The following is a 15,914-nucleotide window of genomic DNA, read 5'->3' as shown; positions in this document are numbered from 1 at the left end:
TTACTTCCAAGCGGGTGTCACCGATCTCGTTACAGTCTAGCGTAAAATACTAGTAATAGTATGCCTCGACGAGGCACCTGGGCAGGCGTTTCCCGAGGCAGGGGAGAGAGCCGATGTTCATCAACTGCCGCCAAGCCCGGTTTACGTGAAGCCGCTCGCCCTGCGGGAGGTGCTCGTCCTGCGGTAAATTCTCTCGGGATTGCGGCGCAGGTTAGTCGTGTTTCCGGTTCGAGGGGTGGACGCTCGCCTCGGCGATCTGCCGCAGCTCCTCGAGGGAGAGGTGGTAGTCCATTCGGCTGAGACCGCGTCCGCGGCTGTCCATGATCCGGCGGTACTCGGCCAGCATCCGCAGGTAGACGTCGAGCACCCGATGGTGCGAGTTGCCGTTGTCGTGCCGCTCAAGCTGAGGCTTCAGTTCCGTCCAGCGATCGTCCCGCATCAGGAAGTCTACGTAGCTGGCCATGTGGCCCTCGAGGGCATCGTTATGGTCGAACCCCATGAATTCGAGCCTGAACTTCAGTTTCTCCTCGACGACCGACCCCTCTGCGTCGAGGCGTTCGAGACTGTAGGTGATGATGCGGAACATGTCGAGGATATCTGCGACCCGACCGCAGTCGCGCTTCGAGAGCTCCGTTTGGAAGCCCGCCGTCTCGAACCAGTACTCGCCCGTGTAACCAGCCTCCAGGATCTGTGCCCGCATGAGTTGGTACTCTAGGTTGCCATCTACGTCATTGGCATCCTCCGGCAGAACGCGGCCCAGGATCCGGTGCAGCAGAGAGAGGATCTGACGATCTATGATCCGCAGGCTCTCCTGCGCCGGCTCGTCGCCATGCTTGACCTCCCGCTCGAACACGGGGACTACGGCCTCCATGACCAGGTTGCGAACGTACTCGCTCAGGGATACGCCCTCGTCGTCTGCCATCTCCTTGAGCTGGTCGCGGATTCGGTCCTCAACTCGTATGTTCAGAACTGCCATGACGTCCTCCAATAAGTGTGTATGACACTTACTGTAGTCGCGTCATACACAAATGGCAACAAAAGTGCGCTTTGATATCCAGCGATGCCAGCGATCTCTCGCTTTTGGCCGGACACGAGGCCGAACGTCGAGTTCGGTGTGGCTTTATAGGGTTCAGCTGCTTTGCGTGGTCTGCTCAGAAACGAGTTTATGAAACCAGCCTGGCGGCGAGCTCGGCAAACTAATGCGACCCACCTGCCGTTTCAAAGCTCGCCCGTCGATCTCCTATCGGAGTTCTCCCGGAGGCACCTGATCGCGGGTCCACTCACGATTAGATTATTGGGCTTGATAGTCCCCAGTTCCATCCTTGAATAGCACGTAGACACCGTTAGTCGGCGAAAACGCAGTTCCACGCAGCCCACCCGGTGGATTAAGATTCACTGGAGTCATTACGAATCTGGTGCTCTTGAAGTCATGTCGCTTCGTCCCGCAACGTCCATGAACCCGTGAGCTCATCTGCTCACTCCATGGAATACAACGGACGGAGCACCAATGTTTTTCGCAGCGGTGGACCCGGGGATCATCCCGAACGCGAGCTTTCCCTTCCTTGAATCGCTTAAACAGATCGGTGGCGGCATACTCGTCGGCGCTTTCATCATCATCGCCATCGTGGCCATCATCGGTGCCGCTATGCTGCTTGCCGGCAAACTTAGCCAGTCGTCACGCCTTGCCTCCGGCGGCGGGGTGATACTCCTCTGGACCGGCCCCGTGGCAGCCATTCTTGGCGGCATCAACGGCTACATCCTCTGGTCGCAGACCGCCTTTCCGCTTGGGTTCTGAGTCATGCCCGTTGAGTGCGACCTCAATGGCTGGTGGCCGCCCGGCTGCGGTTTGGTCTCACAAGCGAACGACAACGCCTTGGGTGCAGTCACCTCTCTCTTCGCCAACATCCTCCAAAATATGGCGTCCTGGCTCTGGGCCTTCATCACTGGCGCATTCTCAGTGTCGGATGTCGATGACTCCCAGTGGCTCTCCATCGAGGGGCTAACGAGCTGGTGGGTGGTAGTCATGATGACGCCGCTCGTCGTCGTGATGATCCTCCAGGTCCTGTCGGGCCTGGTCAGTCAGCAGCCGAGACGCATCGGCCGCGCGATGCTTGGTGGCGCTGCCGCCATTCCACTCGTCGGGGCTGCCGTGTATCTCGTCCGGCAACTGACGCGGGCAAGTGACTTAGCCTCAGCCGCTCTGCTCGAATCGATTGGTTCTGACCCATACCTCGTGTTCATGAGGCTTTTCGGATTTGAACGGGCACCAGAAGGAAGTGGTCGTGAATGGAACTTGGTCTCGCTGGCACCTGGGACGACAGGGGGCCCAGCCGGTGCCGTCGTCGTTACAGTGATGGCAGTTATTGTCGTGTGGATCCTTGCTTTCATCCTGATGTGCTCGATGATCTTCCGCTCCTTTGCACTCGTCGTCTTGGCGGCCGTCGCGCCGGTGGCTCTGATGATTCTGCCCTGGGACAAGACAAAGTCCTGGGCACGACGCTGGTGCGAGGTGGTCATAGCCCTGGTGTTGGCAAAACCCTTAGCCGCAACGGTCTTGGCCGTTGCAGTGAAGCTCTTTGCGGAGTCCAAGTCCTTTGCCGGTTTGGCGGCCGGAACGGTGGGCATGGCGCTGGCCTGCGGCGCACCCTTGATGGCCCTGCGTTTGGTTAGCTTCGCGGGCGGGGAACTCGCGGCAGCGGCACAAACGGCCGGTGGCGGCCACGTCCTGTCGCGGAGCAGCAGTGTGGCGGCTCGCCAGATCAGTCGGCAGACAGGTGGTCGCCTGACGCTTGCGGGACTAGTAAATCGGTCCGCCATGACCCGGCCGATCAGCTCAAGCCGCAGCCTCTTCCCGACACAAGTGCTGGCACCGGCTGTACGGTCCGGGATGCCGTCGCCCCGGGGTGACCGCGGCCAGTTGGCCTTGAGAACCGCGCCCTCCAACGGAGGCCCGAACACCCTGCACCCACCGGGGTCGCAGCAGGGCTTGGCGCGCATAGACCCTCACGAAAACAGCGGTACCGCCCGGGCATCTGCGCGGCAGGCCCCACTCGGAGAGGCCGAACCGCGAGCGCATCCCAACGCAAGCCCACCGGCCCCTTCGAGGGTGCGGCCTCCGAAACCCCATCCACCAAGAATCGACCCTCCGAACGGAGGTACCCCACATGTCTGACGATGCGCGTGCCCTCGAGGCCGTCAAATTCCCCAGATACGAGCGCCGCGGGTTCTTCCTTGGCCTCAAGTGGTACCAGTTGTTGATAGTCGCAGGGGGCGGCGCGGTTGCCATAGTGGCTTCTGCCAGCAGTGGGCCGGTTGGCCTTTTTTCCTCCGGACCCCTCTGGCTTGGGCTTATGCTGCTCGGGCTCCTCCAGTATTCCCGCATTCCTTACCCCGTATGGGCGAAACAGCTCGCTGTGTTCTTTTACCGGGCAGCGGCAGGACAAACACGGTTCCTTGCAAAGCCCGCAGTTCCGCAATTAGTTGGTCGACTCGCTCTCCCGGGCGGCCTTGGCAACCTGGAGATCCGAACAACGGCCAGTGGTGAGTGCTTCATTATCGACCGCCACGGTCGGGAGGCAATCGCAGTCTTGCGCTGCAGCACTAGGTCTTTTGCACTCTTAGACGCAGACGACAAAGCCTGGGCGGTCCAGGCCTGGTCACGTGTGCAAGCCGGCATGGCCCAGCGGCGAGGCGTGGCCAGGATTGCCGTCCAGGATTACACAGTGCCCTATCCTTCGTCGGCGCTCTGGGAGTTCTACAAAGACAACGCCATGCCGGCACAAGCCGACGAGAAGGCTGCGTGGGGACAACGCGCGTACGAGGACTTGCTCGGTGCAGCCGGGGCAACCATGAGCCATGAGCTGCTGGTGGCGGTTGTCCTGGACACAAGCAAGGCTCGGCGGCGGATCAAGGAGTCGGGCGGGGGACTGGTAGGCCTGGAACGCGTCCTGCGGCTGGAAGTCGAGGCGATGAAAACGTCGCTCGCTACCCACAGCGTGAAGGTGGATGAGTGGATTGGGGAACCCGGACTGCTGAGCATCATCGGTGCCGCCTTCGATCCCGCTGCCTTGCCTACCGCCAAAGCGTCGGCGGCGGCAGCCCCGCCGTCGGACGAGCCGGCAAGTAAGGCGACGGAAACCGTCCACCGTCATGGACCAATGGCCGTCGAGGAACACTGGACCTACCTGCGGACGGACACCGGGTTCCACCAGACCTTCTGGATCGCGGAATGGCCGCGCCAGAAAGTCTTCCCTGGCTTCCTGCATCCGCTGATCTATCTGGGCGAATTCCGCCACACGTTCACGGAAGTCATACGGGCAGTGCCTACCGCTGAAGCCCTCCGTGATATCCGCTCCGCTCAAGAGGCCCATGAAACTCGCCGCCGCATCAACGCCCGTTTCGATAGGCCGCTCACCCGTGAGCAAAAGGCCGAGGAAGAAGAAGTGATCCAGAGGGAGGAAGAGATCGTCGCCGGCCATGGTGACGTCCGCCCGGCTGCCTACATCACCGTCACCGCGACTTCGCTGGAGGACTTGGCACGGCATCGCCAGGAACTTGAGTCCGCTGCCGCCGGAGCATTTGTTGAGCTCCGGCTTCTCTACGGACAGCAATGGGCCGCGTTTGTCGCCGGTGGCCTGCCACTTGGAAGGGGACTGCGTTGAAGCAAGCGTCAAAAAGCTTCGAGTACCTGCCGTCGGGGAAGAATCGGACGGAACGGAAAGCACGACGGCGGCCCGCACCACCCGCTGCTGGGTGGGCGAGTGCCGCAGGAGGCGACAAGCAGCGCGACCTGCAGGGGTTTCGCTTAGCGGGTGACTGGGGGAGCAACGAGCCGAACTCCCTGCGGGGTCCGCATCGGTTGCGGCCCGCGCCCCACCGGGCATCGACCATGACGTTTGCCGCCGCCTACCCGTTCCTCACGGAGTCAGGTCTGGGGCACGAGGGAACCTACATCGGCACGGACGTTTTCGGATCCGGGGCCTTCTCCTACGATCCTTGGATCCTGTACGACAAGGGGATCATTAGTGGGCCTTCCATTGTTGTGATTGGGACAGTCGGCACCGGCAAGTCCATGTGCGGCAAGTCGCTCGTAACGCGGTCAATCACACTAGGACGAAAGGCAGCTGTCGCGTCTGATCCCAAGGGCGAGTGGGTTGCAGTAGCGGAGGCTGTTGGTGGCAAGGTCATTTCCATCGGCCCGGGCCGCCCTGCACGGGTGAATCCCCTCGACGCCGGTCCCCGCTCCAATGCCCTTACCGAGGCTCAATGGCAAGCGGTGGTGAGGCAGCGGCGTCGTTATCTCCTTGGGGCCTTGGTCTCGCTCATGCGGCAGGGCACGCCCCTTCGGCCTGTGGAGCACACGGCCTTGGACATCGCCCTCATGGAAACCATGGCCGAGAACTTAAACCCGACCCTGCCCATGGTGCTGGACCACCTCCTCAAGCCGTCGAAGGAGATGACCGCCCTGGTCGGCGCAGATGGAGCAACCGCCGTGAGCCATTCACTGAGACGTACCGTGTCAGGTGACCTCGAAGGGATGTTCGATGCGCCATCCACGGTGGCCTTCGACGCTGATGCACCCATGATGGTGATGGATACCTCGGCACTGATCGGAGCGTCTGAGCAAGCCCTTTCGTTGGCCGCGGCCTGCGGTGCCACGTGGTTGGAAGCCGCCATCACCAACCCCGAAGGCGGGAAGCGGCTTGTCGTGTACGACGAGGGGTGGCGGATGCTCGCAGATCCGTACATGTTGGCAAAGATGAGCGAGCAGTGGCGACTCGCCAGAACCTACGGGATCGCAAACCTGCTCATCATGCACAAGGTCGCCGACCTCAACGAGATCGGGGACAGTACCAGCGGACACCGGCAGAAAGCCTTGGGTCTGCTGACTGAGGCTGACACCAGGGTCATCTACCGGCAGAAGCACGATGCCATGCGCCTGACCAAGGAAGCGCTCGGCCTGACCGAAGCGGAGTGCGAGCATGTTGAGAACCTTCCGAAGGGCGTCGGGCTTTGGAAAGTGGGCAACCGCTCCTTCATCGTTGCCAATCGAGTGACCACCGACGAGCTTGCTGTTTTCGGGACAGACGACAGGATGCTGTGAGGAGGCCGGGCAGCGCACGGGCTGCAAGCGACAACCCTTTGGTTACCGCTGGGCTTGTCGCCGCTGCAGCCTACATAAGTCTTTGCGCAGTCGTGCAGGCAGCAGCGCACGTGGCCGGCTCTTGGCAGTGCGGCACCATGCCGCCGCCGCCCTTCAACCCTGCCGCCGCCGTCGGACTTCTCGCCAACAGAATGGAATGGATCATTGTTCGCCGGGCTGATTGTGTGTTTGGCACAGACAGCGTCTGGTGGGTTCTCGCCCCGGCTCTACTGCTGGTGGCTGCGCTCGCCGTCGGTGCGGTGGGCCTTTGGCGGCGATGGAAGCAATCGGGGGGTTGGCTGCGCCAAGACATCCTGAACCGCGACGGCGTTGCCCGCCGTGCGGAGATTCTTCACGACTTTGGGGCGAGGGCCGTGCGGAAACGAGGGAAGTTCACGCGTCCAGGACTCGCAAACCCTTCGGTGCAGGACCTGTCGTGGACGCTGGGCCGCTCACGGGGCGTCACCGTTCATGTCTCCACGGAGGAGTCGATGGTGATTCAGGGTGCGCCACGATCCGGCAAGGGCTTGTACGTCGTCATCAACGCGATTCTTGATGCGCCGGGGGCAGTCGTCACAACATCCACGCGTGCGGACAACCTGGTGGTGACGATGAAGGCGCGGGCTTCCGGTGGGCGACCCGTGACCGTCTTTGACCCACAGGGTATGTCGGGGATCCCTTCGTCGCTTCGATGGTCGCCTGTACGCGGGTGCGAAGACCCTGACATTGCTACCCGGCGGGCGTTAGTTATCACGGCGGACACCGAGATGAAGGGCGAGAACGCTGCCTGGCAAAAGCGCTCGCTGATAGTTCTTCAGTGCCTGCTTCATGCTGCGGCGCTGTCTGGCGAGGGAGTGACGGCTTTCCGACGCTGGTCTTCCAGTCCGGTACTGGCGCGCGAAGCTCTCGAGGTGCTGGGCCGGTCGGGAGCTGCTCTGGGCTGGCAGGCCGACCTGATGGGCATCCTGGAGGACGACCCGCGGAATACGTCGAATTCGTGGATTGGGGTTTCGGCGGCGGTGGCACCGCTGTCTTCGCCCAAGGTGCTCGCCGCACTGAATCCGCAGGATGAGTCGGAGGAGTTCGATCCCAAGGCCTTCATACGGGATCGGGGGACTCTTTATCTCATTGGCACACGAGCCGGGGCAGCTGCTGCAGGACCTTACCTGTCCGCCCTGATCGACGACATCGACAACGCAGCGAGGGAAATGGCCTTCGTGTCACCGGGAGGGCGGCTGGAGCCACCGCTTTCCTTGATCCTGGACGAGATTGCCAACCTCGCCCCTTGGCCCGGGCTGCCTGTGGCGCTGTCCGACGGGGGCGGCATCGGGATCTCGACACTCGTCGTTTTGCAGTCGTTGTCCCAGGCCCGCTCGGGGTGGTCGATCGATGAGGCATCGACCATTTGGGACTCCGCGATCATCAAGGTCATTTTTGGCGGCGGGTCTGACGAACGCGACCTGCGCTCGCTTGCCGGGTTGCTGGGGGAGAGGAGCCTCACCCTCACCACGCGGTCCTGGTCTTCCGCTGGCCGGCAGGACGGGGAGCAGATACGGGAAAGTCCTGTGATTGCTCTGGACGAGATTCGACGCCTGCCCGCTGGCACCGCGCTGATGCTTGGGCGGCGGACTCGACCGATCCTGCTCGATCTGCTCGAGTGGCACAAGCGTAAGGACGCAGGGGAGCTGCGCCGCTTGAAGGCGGAGATGGAGCGCATCTTGGCCGACGGGCACAGGGAGCGTCAGCAAAAGACAAAAGGGGCGCCGGATGCGCAGCCATGACGAGACCGAGGAGTTCGATGTTCCGTCTGCTGGCTCCTTCGGGGACGACGAGATCACCGCACAGTTGTTTCGATCCGCTTTTGGTGCTTCAGCGGCTTCCAGGAGCGTGACCCGCCGTTGGCGGGAAATGACTCCGGAGCAGTCCCAGGAAGTTTGGGGTGCCCTTTTCTCATGGGTGCGATGGCTTGTCGCGACTTATCAGCTGACGACGTCGGTCATTCCTGACTGCTGGTGGCGCCACCCCGAGATTGTGGCTGAGTTGTATGCGCTTCACCGCGCCGAGCTTGCCTCCTACACCCAAGATGACCCGGGCTTTGGCCCGCTTGCCTTTCACGAAAGGCTCCCGCACGCCGTCGAACGCTTGCGGATGCACACCAGGACTGCCGGGTGTGTAGGGCTGCAGGCACACAAGGAGCCTGCGCCTCGAATCCTGTGTGGTGACGACCCCGACTTTGTTGAGTGGCGGAAGGCTGCTCATCAACTGGTTGCTGACTTCTGAGTCATGTCGCTCACGAGGTGGGTAACCATGAACGAGTGTCTGCGCAGCGATGCTGCGGTCCAAGAAGCATGAAGGGTGGCTGTCGTGGCCGCTACACCTGAAGTTCCATCTAGCACTTTGCCTGACCAGAGCTCTCCGGAAGCCGGCGTCGGCGCTCGCCGCATGGCGCCGGAGGAGCGAATCGCCTCACTGATGGATGGCCTGCACTCGATCCTGGAGGAGGCGGTCGAGTCACCTTCACATTGGCAGGTTCTGCTCGATGCCTCAGCCAATTTGTGGCGGTACTCAGGTGGCAACGTCGCCTTGCTCATGATGCAGATGGCGCAGCGGGGTACGGATGAGCCGACGCTCGTCGCCGGGTACAAGGAATGGGAACGACACGGCCGCACTGTCCTTCGTGGCGAGCAGGCCCTGTGGGTCATTGCACCTCGGACTGCCCGTGTGCAGCAGATGCTGCTGCCCGACGGTACGCGCCAGCGCATTCCTCTCGGCGACAAACTTCCCAAGGGCGCCATCGACGAGGGGAAGAAGACCCTCATCACGGGTTGGCGCGGACAGGCAGTCTTCGACGTTTCGCAGACCCAGGGGGCTCCGCTGCTGGTTCCCAGGCCGAGTGATACCAAGACCTTCGACGCGCCGCACCTATGGGAGTCGCTGGCTCTTGTTGCCCGCACGCATGGCTTCTCGATCGAGGTCGCCGATGCGCAGTTCGGGCTGACGAGCGGCTTCACCGACTTCGCTCAGCGCCAGGTCCAAGTCGGTGGGTGGCTAAACCCTGAGGAACGCACTGCCGTGCTTGCGCATGAGCTTGGGCATGTTCTGCTGCATGGTCCGGACGACCACGTAGGCAAGCTTTACGGGAGCAGCGTAGACCACCGCGGGCTGGCTGAAGTCGAAGCCGAGTCAGTTGCCTACACGGTGTTGAAGGCGCATGGGATAGACCGGGGTCCCCAGTCAGCAAGCTACCTATCCGGCTGGGCTGACGCAGTGATTGAGGCGGAGCATTCAGCCGCGAGTAACGACTCCTCCCGCAGCCAACCTCCTTCCCGCGTGGAGATAGCGAAGTCAGTCCTGGGGCGGGTTACGGCAGCCGCAAAGCAAATCCTTGAAGTAACTGATCCTCCGGGTACCGGTGGAAAGGTTCCGGTGGCTGAGGTCTCTCCCAGGGTCCATGGACAGGAGACCTATGCGGGCTTGGAGCAGCCGGGCGAGCCGTCCCGTGGCTTGGAGATCTCGGGCCCCTAGGGCATCCACCAACTGTTGGACGGGAGAGCCCCGTCTACGAATGAAAGGGCAGAAGATATGAGCACCAAGATTCCGGTCAACATTGTTGGCAATCTCGTTGCGGACCCCGAGCTCACGTACGGGGAGTCGGGTGTAGCACACGCCAAACTGCGGGTTGCTGTGAACCAGCGGATTCAGGGAGCAGACGGCTCCTGGCAGGACGGAGAGCCCGTTTTCCACAACGTCTCCGCGTTCCGGGCGCTCGCAGAGAATGCTTCGAACTCCTTGAAGAAGGGCGACCCGGTTACGGTGTCGGGGGAACTCGAGTTCCGTGCCTTCGAAAAGGACGGGGAGAAGCGTGAAGCGCGCCGCATTGTGGCTGAAACCATCGGCCCTGACCTCCGCTTCGGCACGGCTGCTTACCATCGCTCTCCACGTGCCGCGGCTGGTCCAGAAGCTGGAGTGGGTGCTGGCCTCCAGGCAGCTCCCGAAGCAGCGCAACCCGCCTACAGCATCGCTATGAAGGGACCGGTGGCCGCGCCCCCTTTAGGCGGGCCGGCGCGGGCTGACATAAGCATGTAGCTGACTGCTGCTGGCAGTGTGATGGTCTGATCCTCATTGGACCAGGCCATCACGTTGTCGACGCTCCACATGTACGCTCAGACGCTTTCGGCCGCCGCTTTAAGACAGTCGGCGGAACTGTCCGGGCTTCACCTGCACCAGGATCGGCAGCGCGAGCTGGATCGGCGCGGCGCCGACCGGCTTGTCGAGAAGATCGTTGATCGACGTCTGTCCTCTCAGCTCCCCTGAGGGATCTCTTTCCATGCCCACGACCCTAGGCACGACCGCGAGCCTTGCGTTTCTTCGACACGCGCGACGCTACCCGATGATTACCTGAGCGGCGCCGGGATGGCTGCCAACTACAGCGCACTACTGCCCTTCCACTCATCAGGCTTTACACGCCTGATGCTCGAGGAATGCGCCCAACCCATGTGGTATTTGCCGGAAGTATCCAGCCACTCGATGAGGCCGTACTTGTGGGTCCACCCGACGGCTTTGCCGTAAATTCCGCTGACGTACACAAGCGGACGCCCATACTTCGGGAAATCTCGGATGGGTGCGGGGTCATCTATTGGCCGGCTTGCTTCGGCGTCCATGCGCATCATCATTCGCTCGACATCTTCACGGGAGCCGGACTTGATCATGAAGCTATTTTAGAACATACATTCGAATGTTTGTATCGCCAGAGTGGCGTAACAGTAGATGCCGCTTAGGGGCTCCGGCCTTCGGCGGGTGCCCAAGCTAAGCAGTCAGCGGCTCGAATGACATACGTCTCAGGCCAGGGTGCGCTCGGCATTACTTGAGTGGGGTCGGGGGCGATGAGCAGGACGGATCCTGGCCATAGTGGTTCGGGTAGTGCTTCTATCCAGGCGCGCTGAACGTGGTTGAAGCGGTTCCACATGATGGTGACCCACGCGCCGGTGGGTTGTAGCGCGTCCACGCTGAGGAGTGTAACCTCTGTCGTGGTCCCGCTGGCCAGCTTAGCGTTGTCGAAGGATCGCCATCTGTTTGCTGCCTTAGCCAGCCAGGTCCGCCGTCGAGCGGATCTTTTCCCCCATAACAGCGCCAGCACTACAACAGTTGCCAGCAACAGGCTGCCAACGATGACCTTCATGACGAGAGGAAGTTCCGTGGCGGCCAAGGCTATGAGTGAGAGGGCAAAGACTATGAAGACAACCGCGCTGGCTATCACTAGTCCGGTTGTCGCTACCTTGGGTCTTACCGCCGGATTGACGACCATTCGCATTACCTCCTTACCAGATTAGAGCTGCCAGCCGGCACTTGTAAGGACGACTTGCTGAGAAAGGGCTGAATCCACAGGTGAGTCATCTAGTTGAGCGGTGCCACGGCGATGAGCATTGTTGATCGCTGCGTTGATTCGTTCACGCTGGCCGCGGTGTTCCCATTCGTAATTCGTGGGAGACGGGCCCAGGGGGAGGGGAGAGTCCGGCAGCGCCCACCTGTCGCGAAAGACGGCAACGTCACGGACGAGCTGCCAAGTTTCGCCGCGGGTGCTATCTCCGACGGCTTCGAGCAAAGCACGTTTCCACTCAGGATCGGCTGTCAGCGCTGCCATGCTCACGGTCTCCGTCCTTTGGGAGATACGTACCCTGACCTGCTGAATCATCGACGCTAAGTCAGGGCGCGGAATGGTGAGCTTTTCAACCAGAGGTTCCTCAACCGCCGTCGTCCTTCCTTTCATGAACCGGCGTAAGCGCACGCTGAGGACAGCGCAGGGATCATTGGCAATGCTACTTTCCTGGCAGAACTGGCTGAGTATGCGCTCGGTACCCTGCCGGCTGACGGCTGTGGCTTTCCGCCATGCCGCGACAGCTGCGCCCCACGACTTAGATTGTTCGAATTCCTGTGAGGCACCAGGGGCATGTTCGTCCAACTGCTGCCTAAGATCCAGTCCTGCCGCGATCTGCGCGAGGTAGTCATACTCCGCGTAAAGCCGCTCAAGGCTGTCCGCCTTCCTAAGCTCCGCGTCACGAATCTCGTGGGCAGTCCGTTCGGCGCCCTCAGCCGCCAGCACCTCGCCAAGGATGCCCTGCCATGAGAGCTGCAGTGATGGATCGACAGCTAAATGGTCGGCGTCGTCACCTTCGCTGACGTAGGCAAAGTTGCCGGAACGGCCCCGGGTCATGCTCACATACAGCAGCTCGCGCGTGAGCCTGCCCTGAGTAATCACGGTGTGGCCGGTGTCCACGGTAAGGCCCTGGGAACGGTGTGCCGTGGTTGCATAGCCCAGCTCGACGGATGTCTCCAGATATGCCCGGGGGAGTAGGACGCTCGCGCCTGTGTCCCGCCGCCGCGCGAGCAGGGAGCCGTCACGCCGACTGATGCCTTCGACGTCGAACAGCGTTCCGTTCCTCACGAAATTACCGTCACTGTCCACTAGCTTTCGGTTATTTCCGCGGGCGATGACCGTGTCACCGGAACCCGCCCGTAGGCCATCGCTGAGCAGCACCGTCTGCTCCGGATCCACCACTCCCTGTGCCACTCGGTCCGCCTGCGCCCGTTCATTGAGCATCCCGACCGTTTCATTGTCGGCGGCAATGAGGATGGACGACTTGCCTGCCCGAGTATCTGCCTGCCAGGCGACGTAGGCCTGGTCAGCCATATTCAGGTAGGTGCCGTGCCGGATCCGCCCATGTTGGGCATAGTCGTTGATGGCTGAGTACTCACCGTTCCGGAGCTTGAGCGACGACGCACGCTCCCACTCCTCATGGAATCTCCAGATCGTGCTCAACCGTGTTGCCTTACCCTGCCGGTCCAGCCAGCCAAGTACGCCTCCGGCGTCGATGGCGTCCAGCTGTCCCGGGTCGCCGACCAGGAGGATCTTCGCGCCAGCATTCTGGGCCTGCTGTACGAGAGCCGCGAGCTGGAAAGTCGAGACCATCGACGCTTCATCAACGATGATGAGCTGATTCGCGTGGAAGCACCAGCGTTGCTGGGTGGCAGCGAGCTGCGCCGCCTCCTGGGCTAACGCGATGCTCCAGCGCTCGCCGAAACGAGCCTTGGTCAGTTGCGACTGCACATTGAAGAAGCGCCCGGCCCTTGAACTAGCCCCCTGACCGGCCGATTCGTGCAGCCACTTGGTGACGTTCTCCGTTGCCATAGCGAGTTCACGGCCGAGCACTTCGGCGCTGGCAGCTGCCGGGGCGAGTCCTACAACGCTGCCGGCGCCGTGCTCTGCTTCCCATACTGCCTTTACTGCACTCAGCGTGGTCGTCTTTCCCGTGCCCGCTGGCCCCGTGATGGCGTCGAGCCGGTTGCCGCTCAGTACTACGTCGGCAACGGCGGCACGCTGATCCGAGTGAAGCACTCGGCTCTCTGGTTGTTGGACTTGGTCAAGGAGATCCATGATGACGTCTGCGCGGACTGCCGGGCCGCCGTCGTCGTTCCTGGCCGCCATGACCGCGTCCTCGCAGGCGAGCGTGGACGTATCGGTGTAGAGGCGCGATCCGTGAAAGTCGAAGACGCTTCGTGGTCCATGCCGGACGTCTGCCTCGGCGTGGGCAGGGACGGTGTACCGGTAATCATTCAGAGGCACGGACTGCTGCTCGGCCGCGGTGGCGACGGCGTCCATGAGCGTGCTCCTGTCCGCCGCCGTGCGGCAACGCACCTGGGCGCAGACGCGTTCGGATTCCGCAAGGAGATTCCAGCGGTTCCAGGTTGAGCGTTTGTGGGCGACCCGCTCGCGGGTCAGGGTTGCGACGGCGGATATCCAGTCAGAGGTCAAATCATTGAAGGCAAATGGGGCAATTTTGGAGCGGTTGATCGTTGCCGCGATAACGTCGTCCGGTGGGAATCCTTTGGCGGTGGCGCGTTCCTTCCATTCTGTAGATAGCTCGTGCAGGGGCGTGGGGAGCTCGGGCTTGGGGACGCGTGTGGCCAGGGTCGCTTGCTGCCGCAGCTTGATGACCGTTGCTGTGCTTGGCGGATGGCCGTGTTCCGTTGTCCACTCCGCGACGAGGCGGTCTGTTTCCACATTGATCAGACGGGACCGGTTGGAGAACTCGCGGATGAGGTCCTCGTCGATCCCGGTGAGCTGCTGGCTGGGATTGCCCGTATTGATGACGGGGACGCGGATGTCCGTGTCGCTGCCAAGGTGGCAGTGGAGGGCGTCGAATAAGAGCCCGTTGTAGTGTTCGCTGGCGGCGACGACAGCCTTGTACAGGGTGCGGGAGTCGAGGGTCACCCAAGCGCCGTCGGTGATGCGCTGAATGCGGTTGGCGATGACAAGGTGTGTGTGAAGTTGAGGGTCGCCGATGCGCGACTCCCAATGGTCGAAGGCGGCGGCGATAGCGCCCATCGTGCCAATGTGGGCGACGCCGTTTCGGCCGGCACGTGTATGGATGACCTGCGCTTCCAACCAGGCAAGGGTTGCCTCCACCGCCTCGTGGTGGGTGCGGAGGATTAGGTCTTGCGTGCTGCGAGGGCTGAGCGCCCAGAGGACGGACACCGACTTCGGCACGCTAAAGGTCAAGTCGAAACCTACGACGGCGTGCCTCACCGTTGGCGAGCCGGTTTTGTTCTCGACGGCGGTGGGTTGACTGTGGGGGCGGCCCAGCGGAGCGCTGGTGTCCGGATGTACGGCCAAGTCGAAGACTGCTTTGGCGTCTGTTTCGGTGACGGCGCCGCCGGCACTTCTGTTGATACTTGGTAGTCCGCTGCCGATCCATCGGCCTTCGGGCGTCCCGACTTTCATGTAGTAGGTGGTGGCGTCCTGGGGAGCGGCGGTCAGATCATCCATCATCGTGGTCTTGAACAGATAGCGCAGACCTGATTGTGCCGAGAGGCGTGCGATGGACATCGTCATGGCCGTGCCGCTCTTGCCTGGCGCTTGGATGGATGCCATCCGCGGCGGTTGAGGATGTCCAGCGTTGCGGGGTCGAGGGAGACGCCTTTTGCGTTCGCAAGCGAAACCAGCCATGCTGCGAGATGCGCGAGATCCTGCACGTTGGTCCGTTGCGCACGCTTCAGCCGAGCTACTTCGAGCTGGAGGACATTGTTGCCTTGACGCTGCTCGGAGTTCTCGGCCTCAAGCCGATCAATCTCACAGGACTGGGAGCGGAGTTTGGACTGGAGAATCTCGACCCGGCGCTGGCAGATCCTTGTCCTAGTTGCCAGCTGGCGCTGCGCAGCCTTTAGCTCGTCCTTGGGAATTACAGCTCCGTCGTCAGCCTCTACCGCCACTGCGGGACGGCGCGCAGTTCGACGTATACGGTCCCGCTTCCTGTTGCCGCAACGGATTGAACAGAAGCGCTGACTTTTGCGGGAAGGCTCGAAGCCCATCGTGCACTCTTCGCAATTCTTGATCACGGAAGTTCATATGATCGGGGCCCGGTTTCGACATGACCGACGTGAGCTGTTCTCACGCTGATGACCTTGGATGCCAGAGGTGTGAGGAGCTGATGCGGTGATAAAACGTGGCAGAAGACCAGGAAGCACATGGAGCTGTGCTCTCTAGCTTGGGTCGTGGGCAAGGTTGCGTGGAGCCCCTTGGCTCCAACCGGTTGTGGTCGAAGGAGAGGGAACAGCTGTTGCGTGAGAATTGGCGCCACCAAAGCATGCTCAGTGCAAGTACTCGAAATCCGGTCGACGCTAATCCTGGCCGGACAGCTCCAAGCGGATCTTGTGCGCGATGCGCCGGGGCGGCGGCAGACCCGGCGTGGACAAGGTCATTTAGCTGGCCGCCTGA

The 15,914-nt window shown here is 62.0% G+C and carries 14 protein-coding genes; 9 read left to right on the top strand and 5 right to left on the bottom strand.

What is annotated here, in order from left to right; genetic code table 11:
• Positions 1 to 211: 211 nt before the first annotated feature.
• A complete protein-coding gene (locus tag AC6CHP_RS16225) occupies positions 212 to 976 on the bottom strand; it encodes a YfbU family protein (RefSeq protein WP_498231004.1) in 765 nt (254 codons plus the stop codon).
• Between the two features lie 531 nt (positions 977 to 1,507).
• Here AC6CHP_RS16225 and AC6CHP_RS16220 point away from each other — a divergent pair.
• The 8 genes from AC6CHP_RS16220 (at position 1,508) to AC6CHP_RS16185 (ending at position 10,228) form a co-directional block, all read left to right on the top strand.
• Positions 1,508 to 1,795: a hypothetical protein gene (locus AC6CHP_RS16220; RefSeq protein WP_476869107.1), complete on the top strand. Its 288-nt coding sequence runs from the start codon at positions 1,508 to 1,510 to the stop codon at positions 1,793 to 1,795.
• A gap of 3 nt (positions 1,796 to 1,798) precedes the next feature.
• Entirely contained in the window at positions 1,799 to 3,172 is a 1,374-nt protein-coding gene (locus AC6CHP_RS16215) for a type IV secretion system protein (RefSeq protein ID WP_498231002.1), read from the top strand.
• Positions 3,165 to 4,661 carry an SCO6880 family protein gene (locus AC6CHP_RS16210; RefSeq protein WP_498231000.1) on the top strand — a complete coding sequence of 499 codons (1,497 nt, stop codon included), beginning with the start codon at positions 3,165 to 3,167 and terminating at the stop codon, positions 4,659 to 4,661. Before AC6CHP_RS16215 ends, AC6CHP_RS16210 begins: the two co-directional genes overlap by 8 nt.
• Positions 4,662 to 4,888: 227 nt before the next feature.
• A complete protein-coding gene (locus AC6CHP_RS16205) occupies positions 4,889 to 6,103 on the top strand; it encodes a putative type IV secretion/conjugal transfer ATPase (RefSeq protein WP_498230998.1) in 1,215 nt (404 codons plus the stop codon).
• A gap of 191 nt (positions 6,104 to 6,294) precedes the next feature.
• Positions 6,295 to 7,923 carry a type IV secretory system conjugative DNA transfer family protein gene (locus AC6CHP_RS16200; protein ID WP_498230996.1) on the top strand — a complete coding sequence of 543 codons (1,629 nt, stop codon included), beginning with the start codon at positions 6,295 to 6,297 and terminating at the stop codon, positions 7,921 to 7,923.
• On the top strand, positions 7,910 to 8,422 hold the full coding sequence (locus AC6CHP_RS16195; RefSeq protein WP_498230994.1) for a hypothetical protein: 513 nt from the start codon (positions 7,910 to 7,912) through the stop codon (positions 8,420 to 8,422). Before AC6CHP_RS16200 ends, AC6CHP_RS16195 begins: the two co-directional genes overlap by 14 nt.
• A 117-nt stretch (positions 8,423 to 8,539) precedes the next feature.
• Positions 8,540 to 9,667 carry an ArdC-like ssDNA-binding domain-containing protein gene (locus AC6CHP_RS16190; RefSeq protein WP_498230992.1) on the top strand — a complete coding sequence of 376 codons (1,128 nt, stop codon included), beginning with the start codon at positions 8,540 to 8,542 and terminating at the stop codon, positions 9,665 to 9,667.
• A 57-nt stretch (positions 9,668 to 9,724) separates the two neighbouring features.
• A complete protein-coding gene (locus AC6CHP_RS16185; protein ID WP_498230990.1) occupies positions 9,725 to 10,228 on the top strand; it encodes a single-stranded DNA-binding protein in 504 nt (167 codons plus the stop codon).
• Positions 10,229 to 10,327: 99 nt separating this feature from the next.
• Here AC6CHP_RS16185 and AC6CHP_RS16180 read toward each other — a convergent pair whose 3' ends face one another.
• From AC6CHP_RS16180 to mobF, 4 genes are all read right to left on the bottom strand, one after another.
• Positions 10,328 to 10,471, bottom strand: coding sequence for a hypothetical protein (locus AC6CHP_RS16180; RefSeq protein ID WP_498230988.1), 144 nt, complete (start codon positions 10,469 to 10,471; stop codon positions 10,328 to 10,330).
• A gap of 95 nt (positions 10,472 to 10,566) precedes the next feature.
• Positions 10,567 to 10,851, bottom strand: a complete 285-nt coding sequence (locus AC6CHP_RS16175; protein WP_498230986.1) for a hypothetical protein — start codon at positions 10,849 to 10,851, stop codon at positions 10,567 to 10,569.
• Positions 10,852 to 10,916: 65 nt separating this feature from the next.
• Positions 10,917 to 11,447, bottom strand: a complete 531-nt coding sequence (locus AC6CHP_RS16170; protein ID WP_498230984.1) for a hypothetical protein — start codon at positions 11,445 to 11,447, stop codon at positions 10,917 to 10,919.
• Between the two features lie 21 nt (positions 11,448 to 11,468).
• Complete coding sequence (mobF, locus tag AC6CHP_RS16165; RefSeq protein WP_498230982.1) at positions 11,469 to 15,032, bottom strand: MobF family relaxase; 3,564 nt, start codon at positions 15,030 to 15,032, stop codon at positions 11,469 to 11,471.
• A gap of 122 nt (positions 15,033 to 15,154) precedes the next feature.
• Here mobF and AC6CHP_RS16160 point away from each other — a divergent pair, with 122 nt between their 5' ends.
• Positions 15,155 to 15,364 carry a hypothetical protein gene (locus AC6CHP_RS16160; protein WP_498230980.1) on the top strand — a complete coding sequence of 70 codons (210 nt, stop codon included), beginning with the start codon at positions 15,155 to 15,157 and terminating at the stop codon, positions 15,362 to 15,364.
• Positions 15,365 to 15,914 lie beyond the last annotated feature (550 nt).

The organism is Pseudarthrobacter sp. GQ63 (assembly GCF_059758765.1).
The sequence above is the reverse complement of the archived record's forward strand: the minus strand, read 5'-3'. Positions and strand labels throughout refer to the sequence as shown.

Bases quoted from the DNA above. Each gene is read 5' to 3' on its own strand.
- AC6CHP_RS16205 (WP_498230998.1), top strand. From the start codon at position 4,889: ATGACGTTTGCCGCCGCCTACCCGTTCCTCACGGAGTCAGGTCTGGGG.
- AC6CHP_RS16225 (WP_498231004.1), bottom strand. From the start codon at position 976: ATGGCAGTTCTGAACATACGAGTTGAGGACCGAATCCGCGACCAGCTC.
- AC6CHP_RS16185 (WP_498230990.1), top strand. From the start codon at position 9,725: ATGAGCACCAAGATTCCGGTCAACATTGTTGGCAATCTCGTTGCGGAC.
- AC6CHP_RS16210 (WP_498231000.1), top strand. From the start codon at position 3,165: ATGTCTGACGATGCGCGTGCCCTCGAGGCCGTCAAATTCCCCAGATAC.
- AC6CHP_RS16215 (WP_498231002.1), top strand. From the start codon at position 1,799: ATGCCCGTTGAGTGCGACCTCAATGGCTGGTGGCCGCCCGGCTGCGGT.
- AC6CHP_RS16220 (WP_476869107.1), top strand. From the start codon at position 1,508: ATGTTTTTCGCAGCGGTGGACCCGGGGATCATCCCGAACGCGAGCTTT.
- mobF (WP_498230982.1), bottom strand. From the start codon at position 15,032: ATGACGATGTCCATCGCACGCCTCTCGGCACAATCAGGTCTGCGCTAT.
- AC6CHP_RS16195 (WP_498230994.1), top strand. From the start codon at position 7,910: ATGCGCAGCCATGACGAGACCGAGGAGTTCGATGTTCCGTCTGCTGGC.
- AC6CHP_RS16170 (WP_498230984.1), bottom strand. From the start codon at position 11,447: ATGGTCGTCAATCCGGCGGTAAGACCCAAGGTAGCGACAACCGGACTA.
- AC6CHP_RS16175 (WP_498230986.1), bottom strand. From the start codon at position 10,851: ATGATCAAGTCCGGCTCCCGTGAAGATGTCGAGCGAATGATGATGCGC.
- AC6CHP_RS16160 (WP_498230980.1), top strand. From the start codon at position 15,155: ATGCGCGAGATCCTGCACGTTGGTCCGTTGCGCACGCTTCAGCCGAGC.
- AC6CHP_RS16180 (WP_498230988.1), bottom strand. From the start codon at position 10,471: ATGGAAAGAGATCCCTCAGGGGAGCTGAGAGGACAGACGTCGATCAAC.
- AC6CHP_RS16200 (WP_498230996.1), top strand. From the start codon at position 6,295: ATGGAATGGATCATTGTTCGCCGGGCTGATTGTGTGTTTGGCACAGAC.